Source organism: Actinomadura livida, from assembly GCF_014648675.1.
In the GTDB taxonomy this organism is placed as follows: Bacteria; Actinomycetota; Actinomycetes; order Streptosporangiales; family Streptosporangiaceae; genus Spirillospora; species Spirillospora livida.
Map to the genome: position 1 here is coordinate 291,771 of NZ_BMRO01000006.1, position 15,987 is coordinate 307,757.

Here is a 15,987-nt window from a genome sequence, read left to right on the forward strand (position 1 = left end):
CCTGCGCGGCCGCATGTGCCTCATCGGTCCTCGTCCTCCGTGCTGTAGCGGGCGAGGTTGGCCTCGCTGAAGTCGGGTTCGCGGCGTGCCCGGAAGGCATTGACGGCCTCCCGGTAGGCGGGCGCCTCCCTGAGCCGCATCACCGCCTCGTTCTCCGCCCGGATGCTGGCGATGAGCGCCTCCCGGTGCGGGGCGTTGAGCAGCCGCTTGGTCTCCATGAGGGGGTTGAGGGGCTGGGCGGCGAGGACGCCCGCCATCTCCCGCGCGCGGTCGAGGACACGGCCGCCGGGCACGCACTCCATGGCCAGCCCCGCCTCGACGCTCTCGCGTGCCGACAGCCAGGCGCCGGACATCAGGAACCACGCCGCGCGCTGCGGCCCGAGGAGCCGGGTGAGCTGGTAGGTGCTCCCGGCCTCGGCCGTCAGGCCCATCCCGACGAACGGGCAGCGCAACCGCGCGTCGTCGGCGATGACGGCGACGTCCGCGAACGAGGTCAGCGTCACGCCGAGGCCGACGGCGAGGCCGTTGATCGCGAGGACGAGCGGCTTGGGGAACAGGGTCAGCTTCTTGAACATCGCGGCGGTGCCGAACTCGCGGCCGGGATCGGGAGGAGCCGACAGGTCGTGGCCCGCCGAGAAGGCCCGGCCCGTCCCGGTGATCGTCAGGACGTGGACGCCGGGGTCGGACTCCGCCTCGTCCACCACGCGCGCGAGGCGGTCCGTCATCTCGGGGTCGAAGGCGTTCAGGACGTCGGGCCGGTTCAGTCTCGCCACGAGGACGCGGCCGTCGCGCTCGGTCACCACGGTGCTCATACGGCGCCCACCGCCCGGCGGCCGACCGGGTTCGCCGGCGTGGACCTCGAATGGAAACGCATGGTCACGCCCCTCCCTCGGCGGCATCCGGGCCGACCAGCGGTCCGAGGACGGCGGCCAGCTTGGTCCGGTCGACCTTGTGCGACGCCCCCATGGGCAGGCTCGGGACGACCGCGATCCGCGGCACCTTGTACCGGGCGGTCCGCTCGATGGCCCACGCGCGCAGGTCGTCCGCCGTCACCGACGTCTCCCGGCCCAGCACGACCCCGACGGCGGGAAGCCGGCCCAGGCGCTCGTCGGGGAGGCCGACCGCGCCCGCGTCGAGGACCGCCGGATGCCGGCGGAACAGGTCCTCCAGCTCGCCGAGCGACACCTTGAATCCGCCCCGGATGACGACGTCGTCGGCCCGTTCCAGGATGAACAGGAACCCGTCGGCGTCGATGCGGGCGCGGTCGCTCGTCCGGAACCAGCCGTCACCGGTCCCCGCGGTGGCCGGGGAACGGACCGTCAGGATCCCGGGCTCGCCTTCCGGCACCGGCTCACCGGTCGACTCGTCCACGATCCGGAGCCGGACGCCGGCGCGGGCGCGGCCGACCGACCCGAGCTTCCGGTCGCGCCATTCGCGGTGGAGGCCGAGCGTCCAGCCGGCCACCGACCCGCCGAGTTCGGTGGACCCGTAGGCGACCAGGACCGGCACGCCGAAGTACTCCTCGAACTCCCGCTGGAGCCCCGGCTCCAGCGGCGCGGACCCGGTGAGCCACGCCTCCATGCCAAGCAGCCGCCGGGGCGGCACCTTCGCGTCCAGCATCATCCGCATCGCCGCGGGCGGCAGTCCGGTGCGCCTGACGCCGAAGCGCTCCACCAGCTTCGTCCACTCCTCGACGTCGACCCGCTCCAGCAGCGCGATGGAACGTTCCCTCGCCACCGCCGCCAAGACGCCCCGCACGCCGGTGATGGTCGCCATCGACAGCGCCTGGACGACCGGCGGGCGCTGCGCGGGATCGTGGGGCCGGCGTATCGGGGCCGCCGGGTCGAACGGGATCTGCTCCCACCGCACGGGGATCTGCTTGGGAGCGCCCGTGGTACCGCTCGTGGGCACGATCATGGCGACCCCGCCGCCGATCGCGGCGCTCGCCCGCCGCTCGGCCGGTTCCGATGCCGCGGCGACCGTCCGCGCGCTCACCACGGCCTCGCCCGAGCCGGAGGGGATGACGACGGAGCCGACCCCCTCGGCCGCGAGCTCGCGGTCCAGGCCGGCGGCATGGTCCTCTTCGTCCAGGACGACCGCGCCGGCCCCGGCGGACACGGCGATGGCACGGATCTGCGGCGCGGGGTGGAGGGATGACGCGAGCACCGGGACGCGCCCGTGCGCGAGCGTCCCGAGGAGCGCCGCGACGCCCGATGGCCGGTTCCGCAGGACGAGGACGACCGGGCACCCGGCCCCGGCGCCGATCTCGTCGAGGCGGGCGGCGATCGACTCCGCGCAGCGCCCGAGCTGGCCCCAGGTGGTCCAGTCGGAGCCGGTGAGGACGCCGGGAACGTCGAGCGCCGGGTCCAGGACGGCCCGCAGCCGGGCAATGCCCGCCGTCTCGTGGTCGGCGGTCTCGTGGCCGGTGGAGGTCTCTGTCGCCATGCCGCTCAAGCTCCGGTGCTCTTCAGCCGGTCGATCTCCAGCCGGAGGAGATCGAGCGGGTCGTCCGCGGGCGGCGCGGGCATGGCCAGGTCACCGTCGCCGCGGCTGGGCAGCGCGACCGTCGCGGTGGCGGGCGAGGTCACCTCCCCGCGCTGGTTCTCGCACCAGACCGACAGCTGCACGCGCGGCAGGCCGCCCTCGCGGGTCTTCCCGACGACCCTGCCCCGCAGCCATGTCGTGTCGCCGACGTAGTTGAACCGGCGGTGCTCGGCCTCCAGCGACGTGATGTACGAGGCGTCGCCCGCCCAGTCGGTGACGAGCTGGCACAGCCACGTCTCGCGGAGCGCGCCGTAGTCGTACCGCTCGGCCGCACCGACCTTGCGGGCCCACTCCGCGTCCCAGTGCATGCGCTGGACGATGTCCGGCACGTTGTACTCGTTCGGCGTGTAGAGCCCAGGCGTCTGCTTCCGCTTCTCGTAGGCGAGCCGGAATGCGTAGGTCGGGAACGCCTGCCCGAAGCCCGCGTGCCAGAGGATGACGTCGGTGAGCCGCAGCGGCCCCTTGACCCTGCCCGGCAGTTCCTCCCCGACCTCTACGTCCTCCCAGTAGCGGACCTCGGCGCCGCGCCGTTCCTCCGCCGCGTAGGCCGCGTCGATCTCCGCGAGCTGCTCGGCGGTGTACGGGTCGGCGGGCGGCTGCACCCGCTTGCGGCCGCCCGCGGCGCCGTTCCTGACCTCGCGCCGCTCGGTCTTGACCCAGGTGCCGCGCTGGAGGTGGACGAGCTCGCGCCGCTGGTTCCAAGTGACCAGGCCCCAGGTGACGTGGACGGCGCGGCCGCCCCAGCTGCTCTCCTTCTCGTCCACGGCGAGCAGCGACCGTTTCGCGAACAGCTGGTCACCGGCTCGCAGCGGCCGGTAGAACTCGTACTCCAGTCGGGATTGGAGGGCGCCAGTACCGCGCAGGGGGTCTCCCCGGAACCGCTCCCGGGTCCCGGGCTTGAGCCGGCGCGGCGGTTCGTCCCCGCCGCCGTAGGTGATGTCGTCGTCGCGGGGCGGCAGGTACATCGACCACACGAACGTGGGCGGGGCGATCAGCCCGCGCCAGGGCGTCCCGGCGGCGTACTCGGGGTCGCAGTACAGAGGGTCGTCATCGCCGTAGCCGTTGACGAAGTGACGGACGCCGTCCGCGGTGACCTCGTGGTTGAAGCCCGTCGGGGCGGGCCGCCACCCGGCGGGATCCTCGTCCGGAGGTTCGAAGTTCGCCGGGTCGAGGTCGACACCTATCCGGTCTCGCAGCCGGCGCACCCGCTCGTCGGTGATCCGTCCGAAGTCTGGGTCTGGCAAGTGTTCCTCCGGGACATCGCGGCAGGTCCGGTATCTAGAGCACTAGTACCCTGGATCGCGGATATGTCTGATGTCAATACCCCGATCCCGGAAACCTGCGGGACGACCGCGCCAAGATGCGCACCCATCAGCAGGAAGAACGACCCGCAAGCCGATGGTCCGAACTCCGCGACAGGTTGACACCCACCACGGTCAGCGTTGAGGATTGCGCGTTATGAGGATCCTAGAAGCCCTTCGGGCGTTGGAAAGCGGCCCCGCTGGACTCCGGTCGGGAAGGGAGCGCCGTGAAGCCCCGAAGTGGTGACGGCCCGGCCATGGACGCCGCCGCCCGTCCGGCCAGCAAGCGCGCCGAGCAGCTGGCGGGCAAGATCGAGCGGGAGATCATGCGGGCCCGGTGGCCGATCGGCGAGCTGATCGGAACCGAGCCGGAGCTCATCGAGCGGTACGGGGTCAGCCGCGGGATCTTCCGGGAGGCCGTGCGGATCCTCGAACACCACCGCGTCGTGAAGATGCGCAGCGGGCCGGGCGGCGGCCTCGTCGTCAGCGCGCCCGACGCCACCGCGCTCATCCGGGCCGCGATGCTCTATCTCGACTACGAGGACGTATCCGTCTCCAACCTCCTGGAGGCGCGGCTCAGCCTCGAACTCCACGCCGTCGAACGCACGGTTCAGAAGCTCGACGAGGCCGGGGTCGACCGGCTCCGCGCGGCGCTCCAGGCGGAGGAGACCAGCACGGAGCCGGGGCACCACTCGCACGACGTCCACCGCGTCCTCGCCGAGATGTCCGGCAATCCCGCCCTCGCCCTCTTCATCGACGTGCTCGTCAACCTGACCGAGTGGCGCATGGGCGGCGCCGGCGGCGCGGACCACGGCGCCGGGGACCGCGAGGCGAAGGTGAAGGAGTCCAAGCAGGCCCACCGCGCCATCGTGGAGTCCATCGTCGCGGGCGACCTGGCACTCGCGCTGCACCGCACGCGCAGGCACATCGAGGCCGTGCACGACTACCTCGTCGACGCCGGGCCCTCGGTGCCGCGTCCCGCCGGCGGCGGCGCCGCGGCCGGACGGGCGCACGACCAGGCGGAACCACCCGGGATCGGCTGACCGGCATGAAGAACGGTCTCCGGAGCATCGCGGCGCCGCGGTCGGCCCGGCTGCTCGCGTTCCGGGTCGCCCGGCTCGCCGCGGTCCTGCTCATCGTGACGCTCGGGACCTCGCTGCTCATCGACCTGGTTCCGGGCGATCCGGCGGTCGCCATCGCCGGGGAGACGGCGAGCGACGCGGTCATCGCCGCCGTGCGCGAGCAGTACGGCTTCGACCAGCCGATACTGCAGCGCTGGTGGGAATGGACGGCGTCCGTGGTCACCGGGGATCTCGGCGAGTCGTACTCGACCCGCCGGCCGGTCACCACGCTGATCGCGGAGCGGCTGCCGGTGACGATCGAGCTCACGGTGCTGGCGATGCTGTTCACCGTCCTCGTCGCCGTCCCGCTCGGGCTGTACGCCGCCTACCGGTCCGGCTCGTGGGCCGACCGGGCGATCAACGCGATGACCTCGGCGCTCATCGCCGTGCCCAGCTTCGTCATCGGCCTCGTCCTGGTCCTGGCCTTCGCGATCGGGACGGGCTGGTTCCCGGCCAGCAACTGGACCTACCTGGACGAGAGCGTGCCGGGCAACCTCTCCGCGGCCTTCCTGCCGGCACTGTCGCTCGCGCTGGTCGAGATCGCGATCATCACGCCGATCCTGCGCGCCGACGCGGTCGCGACGCTCGAGAACGACTACATCGCGCTCGCCCGCGCGAAGGGCATCGGCACCGCCCGGCTGCTGTTCCGGCACGTCCTGCGCCCCTCGTCGATCTCGACCACCACCCTGCTGGGGCTGGCGCTCGCCCGGCTGTTCGGCGGCGCCATCGTGATCGAATTCGTCTTCAACCTGCCCGGCCTCGGCTCCCTCCTCATCACCGCGATCCGCTCGAACGACCTCCTCCTCATGCAGGGCCTCGTGGCGTTCATCGCCCTGATCTACGTCGTCGCGAACTTCGCCGTCGACCTCCTCCTGGTGAAGCTCGATCCGAGAGTTGCAGCAGAATGAAATCCAAGATCGACGGAGCCGGGCCGCCCCCGGTGCTGCCCGCGGAACCGGGCCTTGACGGGCGAGCGCCGGCGCGCACCCGGCCGAAGGGACGCCGCCGGGTGGGCGTGTGGCTCGCCGGGGCATGGCTGGCCTTGGTCATCTCGGTGGCACTGCTGGCGGACGTCCTTCCGCTCGCCGACCCGACCGTCAACATCGCGCCGGCCGAGTCCGCGCCGTTCGGCGCCTGGCCGGAGTTCCTCGGCACGGACCGGCTGGGGCGGAGCGTGCTCTCGCGCCTCGCGCACGGCGCCCAGGTCTCGCTGCTCATCGGCGTCCTGGCGACCGTCTTCGGGATGGCGGCCGGCGTCGCGATGGGGATGCTCTCGGCCGTCCGGCCGGCCTCCGACTTCGTCCTCGGCGCGCTGACCGACAGCCTCCTCGCCGTGCCCGGGGTCGTCCTCCTGCTGGCACTCGGCGCCACGATGGGCGCGGGCCTCACCCCGCTGGTGCTCGGCCTCGCCCTGTACGCCATGCCGTCGTTCGCCCGGCTCGCCCGCGGCACGACGCGGACCGTCCACGGCCGGCCCCACGTGCAGGCGGCCCAGGTGATGGGCGCGGGGCAGTTCCGGATCCTCGTCCGGGAGATCCTGCCCGCGGTGCTGCGCCCGGTGATCGCCTATTCGGTCGTCGTGCTCGCCAGCCTGGTCGTCGCGGAGGCGTCGGTCAGCTACCTAGGACTCGGCGTCCCGCCGCCGACCCCGACCTGGGGCGGAATGATCTCGGACGGGCAGTCGTCACTCGATCAGGCGCCGTACCTCGTGCTCGTCCCGGCGGCGATCCTGTTCATCACCGTGCTCTCACTCGGCGTGCTGGGCCGGTCGTCGCGGCAGGGGAACCCATGAAACGGCTCAGCCGGCGATCAACACCGGCCCTCGGACACCGGCCCCCCGAGCAGACGGCGCCGGACGGGCGGCCTTCCGGCACGTCCGCCCCGCTGCTCGTGGTCGACGACCTCGCGACGGAGTTCGCCACCCCCGGCGGCCCCGTCCTCGCACTCCGGAACGCCGGCCTCGTGCTCCCCCAAGGCCGGACGCTCGGCGTGGTCGGTGAATCGGGATCGGGCAAATCCGTCCTGGTCCGGTCGATCATGCGGCTGCTGCGGTCCCGCGGCGTGCGGCACGAGGGCAGCGTCCGGTTCGACGGCGAGGAACTCCTCACCGCGTCCAACGCCCGGATGCGCAAGATCTGGGGCGACCGCATCGCGATGGTGTTCCAGGACCCCATGACGACGCTCCACCCCAACCACCGGATCGGATTCCAGATCACCGAGGCCCTCCGCGAGCACCTTCCCCTCTCCCCCGATGAGGCCCAGGACCGCGCGCTCCGGCTCCTGGAGAGCGTGGCGATCCCCGAGCCCGCCCGGCGGCTCCGCCAGTACCCGCACGAGATGTCCGGCGGGATGCGGCAGCGGATCGTCATCGCCATCGCCATCGCCTGCGCCCCGGACCTTCTGCTCGCCGACGAGCCGACCACCGCACTGGACGTCACCGTCCAGGCCCAGGTCCTCGACCTGCTCAGCCTGCACCAGTCCCGGCGCGGCATGGCGATGATCCTGGTCAGCCACGACCTCGCGGTCGTGTCGAGCAGGACGGACGAACTCGCCGTGATGTACAGCGGCCAGATCGTCGAGTCCGGCCCGACCGCGGCGGTCCTCGACGCGCCGCTGATGCCGTACACCGCGGCGCTCCTGCGATCCACGCCGACCGTCGACAAGGCGCCGGGAACCCGTCTCCACACGATCCCCGGCGAACCGCTGCCACCGGAGCGCCGGGTGACCGGCTGCCGGTTCGCGTCCAGGTGTCGCTACGCCGTCGAACGATGCCTGACCACGGAACCGCCCCTGGCGGCAACCCCCGGCGGACGCGGCTACCGGTGCCACCTGCCGCTGGACGGGACCGCAGCGCAGGAGGCCCTCGCCGCCAACCTCGCGCGCGGGCGTACGGCGGCGGGACTCGCGGTGACCGAGACCGACGTCGTGAGAGGAGCCTGACCATGGCGGGTACGGGAAAGGCGCACCTGCGGAGCGCCGGCGCGGTGCTTCGGGCCGAGGACCTCGTCGTCGAGTTCCCGCTGCGCGGCGGCAAGCGCGTCCACGCCGTGTCGGGCGTCGACTTCGACATCCTGCCCGGTGAGACGCTCGCCCTGGTCGGCGAGTCCGGCTCCGGCAAGTCGACCACCGCGAAGGCCATCGTGCAGCTGGAGAAGCCGACGGCGGGACATGTGCACTTCGAAGGCGATGACCTGACCGTCCTCCGGTCCGGCGCCCTGCGCCAGGTACGGTCGCGGCTGCAGATGGTGTTCCAGGACCCGATCGCCTCCCTCAACCCGTGGCGGGAGGTCCTCGACATAGTCGCCGAGCCACTGCAGATATGGCGACGGGGCACCCGCCGGGAGCAGCTAGACGCGGCCCGCGCCGCCATGCGCTCCGTGGGACTGGACCCCGAGACGATGGGAGGACGCCGCGCGTCGGAGCTGTCCGGGGGCCAATGCCAGCGTGTCTCGATCGCCCGCGCGCTCATGCTCGAACCGCGGGTCGTCATCTGCGACGAACCGGTCGCGGCGCTCGACGTCTCGGTACAGGCCCAGATCCTCAATCTGCTCGGCGACCTCAAGGCACAACTGGACCTGTCGATGCTGTTCATCAGCCACGACCTGGCGGTCGTGCGGATGGTGAGCGACCGGGTCATGGTCATGTACCTCGGCAAGATCTGCGAAGTGGCCTCCGCCGCGAGCCTGTACGAGGCGCCCAGCCACCCCTACACCACCCTGCTGCTCGGCTCCATACCCCGCCTCGGTCAGGCGCCGGCGGCTCCCGGATACGGCCTGGGCACCGAGATCCCCTCCCCTGTCGACCCGCCCTCAGGCTGCCGCTTCCGCACCAGATGCCCACTGGCGACCGACCTCTGCACGAAGGAAGAGCCCGTACTCAAAGAGATCGCCAAAGATCACTACGTCGCCTGCCACCACAGGAATCAGAGACGACCTGACGCTGACCAGAGGTAAAGGTGAACCGCCCGGGTCGGATGGAGGCGTCCCTGAGAGATCGAGTCATGGCACGTCCGTCCACCTATCCCCCTGAGCCGCGCAGGTGCGCGGTCCGAATTGGGGCCGAGGTCCACCCGGTTCACCCGAGTGGGTGGTCGGCGATGAAGGCCGTCGCGGCCAGGCAGGGAGTCACCTCGACCGAGACAGTGCGCGACTGGCGGGCCGAGCTCGAAGCCGGCGCCCACGACCGAGGAATCAGCGGAGCTCAAGCGAGAGAACACCGAGTTGCGGCGGGCGAACGAAATCCTGAAAGCCGCGGCGCTTTCTTCGCGACCGAGCTCGACCGGCCACACAAATACTGATCGCGTTCATCGACGCGTTCCGCAGGGTCGAGCCGATCTGCCGGGTGCTGTCCGCGCACGGCACCAAGATCGCACCGTTCACCTACTACGCCGCCGAGTCACGTCCGGCCGCGCCCCGGGCGGTCCGTGACGAGTGGCTCAAGACCGAGCTGATCAAACCGTGTGGGCCGTGGAAGAACCTGACCGGCGTCGAGCTGGCCATTGGCGAGTACGTGGACTGGTACAACACCACCCGACGGATACGAGGCCCTCTACTACCGCCAGAGCCACACAGAACTGCAGGTCACAGCCACAACCTAGAGCCTCTACCGAACCCGGGGGCGCTTCAATGGAGGGCCTGTCATGCAGGGGTGGCACCGAAGGTGGTCACCCCTGGGATTCAAGATCCAAGTCCAGGGGATGGCCTGCACACGGAACTGTCGTCACCAGCACAGGTCAGATCCGACCCCCGGCAGCTGTCGGCACCAGGACCCGGGCGAGGTCGGAGCCGGCGTCTCGCCAACACGGAGGGTGACCCATCTCAGGCTGAACCGGTGACCACAGGTTCGCTGGGGCAAGATCCTTGCCCCGGATCTGCCCCACAGAACCGTCACGCGCGGTCCGAGTCATCGACGGGCAGACTGACCTGCACTGACGCCACTACGAACATGTGACCACTTCGGCAGACCCGAACAGCGACAAGAGGTCCACTCTCTTCGAGAGCAGACCTCTGAGCTGGGGAAATGTGGGCGATACTGGGTTCGAACCAGTGACCTCTTCGGTGTGAAAACGATCGGACAACCCGGCAGCACAGGCCGTTCAGACATCACCCCAGGTCAGAAGCCCGCCTTCCGCTCCAGTGGCACCAGTTCAAGGAAGATCAAGTCACTTCTGATCTCCCACGATTCACGCTCCTGGCCCTTAACCGCCAATTACCTTGGGTGACCCGTCGGCCCATCAGAATGCTCATTACAGGAACCCGCGACACAGAAGTCACATACCGCCCATACGGAGTATGGGATGCCCGCATCAACGCCAAGACGGCGCGGCAAGCAGCGGCTCGCGTCGTTGCCTACGGTGCAAGCATTCGTTCCCAGTCGGCAAACCGGTCTCTCATTACTGCGATCTGCGCAACGGGCACGCCGTAGGCCGTGAAGTCCCGGTCGGGGATGCGGTGCAGATAGGAGAGCGACTCGGCGAACAAGGCAGTGTCGAAGCCCGGGTTGTGCTCCGCGGCCACGGCCAAGAGGTGGTCATGGTCATAACGTCCGCTAGCCAAGACCGCATCGATGTCCAGGAAGTCGCGTGGTGCCCACCGGTTGAACAAAGCGTCCATCTTGCCGGCCACGGCATCGTCAGGGTGCAGTACCGGGCCGACTTCCAGAATCACCGGAGCGTGAGCCCGCCAGAACACCCCGAGATCCACTTTGCAGGCATTGCCATCAGAGTCAGTGACCGTCATCTGGACGAGGTCCGGCGTGCGCCGGGCCACTTCGGGTCGCAGCCCTTGGCTCGCATAGGCGGCGATGACGTCGTCGGCGACCTGCTCCGGGCTTCCTCTTTGAGAGGAGAACAGGTCGATGTCCTCTGAAGGACGAGCGCCCATGCCGTGCATCTGGACGGCGTGCCCACCGCCCAGCACGAAACCTCGGTCACCGACGACATCCAGCGCATGCAGACCAACCGGAACTGGAACCGATCCATCAGGCGGCATGCCGAAGCTGGGGAAAGCGCCGTTCCCACAGGGCTCGGACTGGACGTGCCGGGAGAATCTCGTCCCAGTGCTCCACCAGCAGTCGGCCGTTGATCAACTGCCGCTGGTGCTCCGCACCGCCCTCCTCCAACACGATCTTGTAAACGGCAGACCGATCGTAGTCGTCATCGAGGTCGAATTCGGTTCGCCCACCCCACGCCAGCTCCAGCGGAAGCACCACGACCCCGTGCTCCGGCCCTTGCAGCTCACTCAGTGACCCGGCCACCTCGTACGGCCTGGTCTCGGCGTAACTGAACGGCGCTCCACCGTGCCCCTCCATACACACCAGTGTGCCCTATCCACCACCGGGAGGACCTTCTTCATGGGAGGTGCTGGCCCAGGAGTAGACCAGCCACGGCCGGAGCGCAAGTGAGGCTGGTTTGCGGCCAACGGTCTTGCCAACGGGTGACAAGGCGATGGCCAGGACGGCATCCTGAAACTACTTTTTGTCAGTCTGACAAAAAGCTAGGGTCAGCGCATGGCCGAGGACCGCTGGACTCCCCCCGAAGTCATGCTCGCCGTCGATCTGGTGATCTTGACGCTGCGCGAGTCTCTCCTTCATGTGCTGCTGATCGAACGCGGCATCGAGCCCTATAAGGGGGCTCTGGCGCTTCCGGGCGGCTTCCTGCAGCACGCCGAGGAGGACATCACCGCCGCGGCCCACCGCGAGCTGGAGGAGGAGACAGACATGGACGTCGATACGCTGCACCTTGAGCACCTGGGCGTCTACGGTGCCCCTGGCCGGGACCCGCGCGGACGGGTGGTGTCGGTCGCCTTCCTGGCGATCGCACCGCGGCTCCCGGAACCGGCTGCCGGAACGGACGCGGCCGGGGCCCGGTGGCAGCGAGCAGATCAGGTGCTCTCCGGCGACCTGGAGCTCGCCTTCGACCACCGGCGGATCGTCGAGGACGGCGTCGAGAACGCCCGCGCCAAGCTCGAGCACTCCGCGCTCGCCACGGCGTTCTGCGGCCCGACGTTCACGATCACCGACCTCCAGCGGGTCTACGAAGCGGTATGGGGGATCTCTCTCGACCCCCGCAATTTCTATCGCAAGGTCCAGAAGACCAGCGGATTCATCGTCGCGGCCGGCCCGGAACGCAAGGGCACGACCGGCCGGCCGGCCCGAGTCTTCAAAGCCGGTCCGCAGAAGGCCTTGAATCCGCCGATGGCCCGGCCAGTCGAACCGTCGATCACGAAGGGATCGGGACAATGAGCGGCAATCCGATCGTCGTTCTCACGGCGCTGGACGTGGAGTACGAGTCCGTCCGGACGAAGCTTGACAAGCCGCGGCTGTATCGCCACCCGCAGGGCACCCGATTCGAGGTGGGCCGGCTGGCGCACGGCCGGGCACGCATCGCACTGGGCCTCGTCGGGAAGGGCAACCAGTCCGCGGCGGTGCTGGCCGAACGCGCCATCAACGAGTTCTCCCCGGCGGCGCTGCTGTTCGCAGGGGTCGCCGGGGCCCTGCACTCCGACATCGCCCTCGGGGATGTGGTGGTGGCCACCCACATTTATGCCTTCCACGGCGGGACGAGCGAGGACGACGGGTTCAAGAGCCGCCCCCGTGTCTGGGAGGTGTCGCACGGCGCCGACCAGGTCGCCCGGCATGTGGCTCGCAACCGCGCATGGGCGGACGAGCTCGATGACCAAGAGCCCACGGTGCACTTCGGGCCGATCGCAGCCGGCGAAATCGTACTGAACTCGACGACTTCGCCGCACGCGCACTGGATCCGGCAGAACTACAACGACGCACGCGCCATCGAGATGGAAGGCGCCGGCGTGGCTCAGGCCGCGCACCTCAACAGGTCCCTGCCGGTGGTCGTGATCCGTGGCGTCAGCGACCACGCCGACGGCACCAAGGAGACCACCGACCGCGAGCACTGGCAGGCACGGGCGGTGGCGAACGCTGCGGCGTTCACCACCGCACTGGCCGAAACCCTCTCCGCCGAGGAACCGCAACAACGCGAACCGGCCGATCCGAAAGGAACACCGATGATGAGCGACACTATCCGCAACGTCGCCAAGGACAACGCACGGGTGGTCGTGCAGGCCGGGCACGTGCACGGAGGCATCCGGGTGTCCGGTGAGCACGGACCCCCCACCGATCCAGCCACGGCGATCGCCGAACTCGCCCTCCGGCTTCGGCAGGCGCGGACGGCGGGACACTTGGACGAGGACACCTACCGCGCGGCCGAGGCGGAACTCGCCGCCGCCCGCGAGACACTGCAGACGACCGATCCGCAGGACGTCGGGGCGGTGACGCTGGCCCTGAAGAAGGTACGCGGGCTGGTCGGGGACGTGGCCGCCCTTTCCGCAGAAGTGGCGAGCGTCATCGCCCTGGTTCAAGGCCTCTCATGACCGCGCAGGACACCACCGCTGCACCGAATGGCACCACGACGAACTACGCCGGAGATTCCGCCTACGTAGGGGTCCAGGCAGGAGTCGTGCACGGCGACGTATATGTCTACGAGACCCCCGCAGGCGCATCGCCTGCGGAGATGTTCGAAATCGGCGTCCGGCTGCTCACGGGCGGGATACCGGGTAAGGCACGTGAGCTCATCGGCCGAGCCGTCATGGACGGCGGTCTCACCGGCAGCCGGGTCTGCTTCCACTGGCAGCTCGCCCTCGTCAGCGGCCGGACACGGCATGAGATGCCGCAGGAGCACCTCACAATGCTGCATCGGGCACCGGGAACCTGCAACGCCACCGGTGACGACGCATGGGCGGACGGAGTGCGGACCCTATGCCGGCTGCTGGAGTCCGCGCAGCAACCCGACGAGGACCTGCGTCCCCTGCTCAAGGACCTCGACGGGCTTGCCGACCCGCAGCGCTCCATGATCCTTCGGCACCTGCAGCTGTTCCTGGACGGGCCACTCGAGAACCAGATGTGGCGCCGCGCCCTGGACAGCGCCCAGCAGAAACAGATGGCGAACGGCAGAGCCGACCGTGTCTGGAAGTTCTTCGAGCCGAAACCGGCCCGGCCACGGGTTCGTGAGCCGCGGCCACCGGACCTCACAACCGGCACCTGGGTTCAAGCTCTGGTGTCGACCGCCGTTCTGACCGCGGCGGCGATCCACATCGCTTACCTTCTGGTGCGGGAACTTCAGGCGGTCGCTCTGCTCGCGTACCTGCTGAGCGTCGGTGGCGGCTACTGCGCCGCAAGGGGCGGTGTGGAGTGGCGCTTCCGCATCGAGCGGCGCCGGGTGAAGGATGCGCAATATGCGCCGTGGACGCGCCCGCGAAGCGCCCCCTCCGGCGGCTTCGCCGACAAGGTGAGCCGGCGCTTGGACCACTACTTCGCCAGATACGTTCCACGCGACACCAGCAGGTCCGTCTGGTTGGCCGAGACGGCGGGGATCCGCAGGTGCCTGCGCGACGAGATCGTGGACGTCTACCGGGAGCAGCGGACCGGCGTCGAAAGGATCTCCTGGCTGATCCGGTACCGGGTCAGCGACGTCAGGACACGGTGGGAGAACGGCACGCTGTGGAACTACCGGCAGGAACTCGCCACTCCCCCGGCCTCCATGCTGCTGACGGTCCTCGGTCTCGCCCTCCTCGTCCCCGGGGTTACGTGGACGCTGGAGGTCGCGGTACGGATCGACCCGCTGAGCGTCGTCCGCACGGCCGCCTTGGCATTGCCGGCGGGCGTGATCGCCGCCCACGCCTGGCTGCGCATCGTCCTGGAGCGCAGGCGATATGCGGCCGACCTCGCCGAGAACACACAGACGCTGAAGGCCTGCGAAGCGGCCTTCAAGCGCTGGAAGGCGAAGCTCGCCGACAAACCCGACGACCGCCAGATGGCCACCTGGCTGGACTGCGACCGGAAGATGCTCCTGGACGAGGCACTACGCCACTACCGGTTAACGATGAGCGGCCTGATCTCCCACGCGTTCATCGAGACGCGCGCCTTCCCAGGCAGAAGCGCACGCGTACGCAAAGGCCCCTGGCGCTACGAGCGCTACAAGCTGCTCCTCTTCCTCCTCACCACGGACGGGGTACGGCAACTCAACGCCGAACTCGATTTCGCGAAGGGCACCTTCCACGATCGGCACCGGACCAACTACCGCTACGAGGCGGTCGCCGCCGTACGGGTACGCCAGACCGACGACGATGAACACGACTTCAGACTCACCCTCGTCAACGGTGAGGAGATCCACGTCGAGGCAATGGCCCCGGAAGCGGAGAAACTCCAGGACGAGCCCAGCAGCGTCGTGTCAGAAGTAACGCAAGACGCCGCCAATCTCCGCCACACCCTGACCGTCATGGAAGGAATCGCCGCGGAAGGCAAGCGGTGGATCGTACGAGAACGCCAACGCCTGGGCGACCGGACAGAGTCCGGTCCCCACCCGGCGGAGTCCAAGTGAGGCGCTTCTCGGGGTAGAAATCTTGCGACACGACTCGGTCGATGCAGGCGGCCCCATCAACGCACCGGCACCAGTCGGACGGCGGACGGCGACCGGCGGGGAGGCGTGAGGGGACGCCGACCGAGCGGGGACACGACGCACGTCAGCACCGGCACCGTCCCGCCAACCGACGACGCACACCGCCCGCGAACACCCCTGATCGACACAAACCGTCACGGGCCTCGCGCTCCGCAGGCGGAGCCACTACCGTTCTGTGGTCGGACCTTCTTCAGAGCAGTTTCTCACCAGACACGCCCTCCCGATCTCAGGCGCCTCCGACTGGAGCCCTAGTCAGCTATTTGACGCACGATGGCTACTCGGGAAGTCGTCAGGAAAGATTGGACACCGAATCGTCTGATCCATGACTCCCACCAAAAATCCGTCATACTTTTCGGGTATTCCCAAAAGACGATACTATCCGTGATGACCGTCGGCCACAAATTTGGATCCTCGCCGACTGTGCGCCAAAGACAAAGATCTTGCGCAGAGCGGTGATGTCCGAGGTTTAGAACCGGGAACTCACTGCGGCGGTGGCAGTGTTGATGGGGGGCCGCCAGCCACATGCCCAGTATGCGCTGTGCCCTTCGGC

14 protein-coding genes are annotated in these 15,987 nt (G+C 69.4%); 9 read left to right on the plus strand and 5 right to left on the minus strand.

The annotated features are described in order from the left end of the window. Positions 1-20: 20 nt before the first annotated feature. The 3 genes from IEZ03_RS16535 to IEZ03_RS16545 all read right to left on the minus strand — a co-directional run bounded on the left by IEZ03_RS16535 (position 21) and on the right by IEZ03_RS16545 (position 3,788). Positions 21-812, minus strand: coding sequence for an enoyl-CoA hydratase/isomerase family protein (locus tag IEZ03_RS16535; RefSeq protein ID WP_184883556.1), 792 nt, complete (start codon positions 810-812; stop codon positions 21-23). A gap of 64 nt (positions 813-876) precedes the next feature. Then, positions 877-2,445: a class I adenylate-forming enzyme family protein gene (locus IEZ03_RS16540; RefSeq protein WP_184883554.1), complete on the minus strand. Its 1,569-nt coding sequence runs from the start codon at positions 2,443-2,445 to the stop codon at positions 877-879. A gap of 5 nt (positions 2,446-2,450) precedes the next feature. Continuing rightward, on the minus strand, positions 2,451-3,788 hold the full coding sequence (locus IEZ03_RS16545; RefSeq protein WP_184883552.1) for an FAS1-like dehydratase domain-containing protein: 1,338 nt from the start codon (positions 3,786-3,788) through the stop codon (positions 2,451-2,453). Positions 3,789-4,072: 284 nt separating this feature from the next. Here IEZ03_RS16545 and IEZ03_RS16550 point away from each other — a divergent pair, with 284 nt between their 5' ends. From IEZ03_RS16550 to IEZ03_RS38845, 6 genes are all read left to right on the plus strand, one after another. Beyond that, positions 4,073-4,888: a FadR/GntR family transcriptional regulator gene (locus IEZ03_RS16550; RefSeq protein WP_221480670.1), complete on the plus strand. Its 816-nt coding sequence runs from the start codon at positions 4,073-4,075 to the stop codon at positions 4,886-4,888. Positions 4,889-4,893: 5 nt separating this feature from the next. After that, positions 4,894-5,874 carry an ABC transporter permease gene (locus IEZ03_RS16555; protein ID WP_184883550.1) on the plus strand — a complete coding sequence of 327 codons (981 nt, stop codon included), beginning with the start codon at positions 4,894-4,896 and terminating at the stop codon, positions 5,872-5,874. Beyond that, entirely contained in the window at positions 5,871-6,758 is an 888-nt protein-coding gene (locus tag IEZ03_RS16560; RefSeq protein WP_184883548.1) for an ABC transporter permease, read from the plus strand. The genes IEZ03_RS16555 and IEZ03_RS16560 overlap by 4 nt, the downstream gene beginning before the upstream one ends. Beyond that, on the plus strand, positions 6,755-7,906 hold the full coding sequence (locus tag IEZ03_RS16565; RefSeq protein ID WP_184883546.1) for an ABC transporter ATP-binding protein: 1,152 nt from the start codon (positions 6,755-6,757) through the stop codon (positions 7,904-7,906). The genes IEZ03_RS16560 and IEZ03_RS16565 overlap by 4 nt, the downstream gene beginning before the upstream one ends. Positions 7,907-7,908: 2 nt before the next feature. After that, positions 7,909-8,919: an ABC transporter ATP-binding protein gene (locus tag IEZ03_RS16570; RefSeq protein ID WP_184883543.1), complete on the plus strand. Its 1,011-nt coding sequence runs from the start codon at positions 7,909-7,911 to the stop codon at positions 8,917-8,919. A gap of 388 nt (positions 8,920-9,307) precedes the next feature. Then, on the plus strand, positions 9,308-9,916 hold the full coding sequence (locus IEZ03_RS38845) for an IS3 family transposase (RefSeq protein WP_184883542.1): 609 nt from the start codon (positions 9,308-9,310) through the stop codon (positions 9,914-9,916). A 398-nt stretch (positions 9,917-10,314) separates the two neighbouring features. Here the strand turns inward: IEZ03_RS38845 and IEZ03_RS16580 are convergent, their stop codons facing one another. Together IEZ03_RS16580 and IEZ03_RS16585 are read right to left on the minus strand one after the other, a co-directional pair. Then, positions 10,315-10,956, minus strand: coding sequence for a nucleotidyl transferase AbiEii/AbiGii toxin family protein (locus tag IEZ03_RS16580; protein WP_184883540.1), 642 nt, complete (start codon positions 10,954-10,956; stop codon positions 10,315-10,317). Continuing rightward, the gene (locus tag IEZ03_RS16585) at positions 10,946-11,275 is read right to left on the minus strand and encodes a hypothetical protein (RefSeq protein ID WP_184883538.1); all 330 of its coding nucleotides are present in this window, start codon (positions 11,273-11,275) and stop codon (positions 10,946-10,948) included. The genes IEZ03_RS16580 and IEZ03_RS16585 overlap by 11 nt, the downstream gene beginning before the upstream one ends. A gap of 198 nt (positions 11,276-11,473) precedes the next feature. On the opposite strand from IEZ03_RS16585, the gene IEZ03_RS16590 reads away from it, so the two are divergent. The 3 genes from IEZ03_RS16590 to IEZ03_RS16600 are packed head-to-tail and all read left to right on the plus strand — an operon-like array spanning position 11,474 to position 15,359. Further along, positions 11,474-12,208: an NUDIX hydrolase gene (locus tag IEZ03_RS16590; RefSeq protein WP_184883536.1), complete on the plus strand. Its 735-nt coding sequence runs from the start codon at positions 11,474-11,476 to the stop codon at positions 12,206-12,208. Continuing rightward, positions 12,205-13,353, plus strand: a complete 1,149-nt coding sequence (locus IEZ03_RS16595) for a 5'-methylthioadenosine/S-adenosylhomocysteine nucleosidase (RefSeq protein ID WP_184883534.1) — start codon at positions 12,205-12,207, stop codon at positions 13,351-13,353. Before IEZ03_RS16590 ends, IEZ03_RS16595 begins: the two co-directional genes overlap by 4 nt. Further along, positions 13,350-15,359: a hypothetical protein gene (locus tag IEZ03_RS16600; protein WP_184883532.1), complete on the plus strand. Its 2,010-nt coding sequence runs from the start codon at positions 13,350-13,352 to the stop codon at positions 15,357-15,359. The genes IEZ03_RS16595 and IEZ03_RS16600 overlap by 4 nt, the downstream gene beginning before the upstream one ends. Positions 15,360-15,987 lie beyond the last annotated feature (628 nt).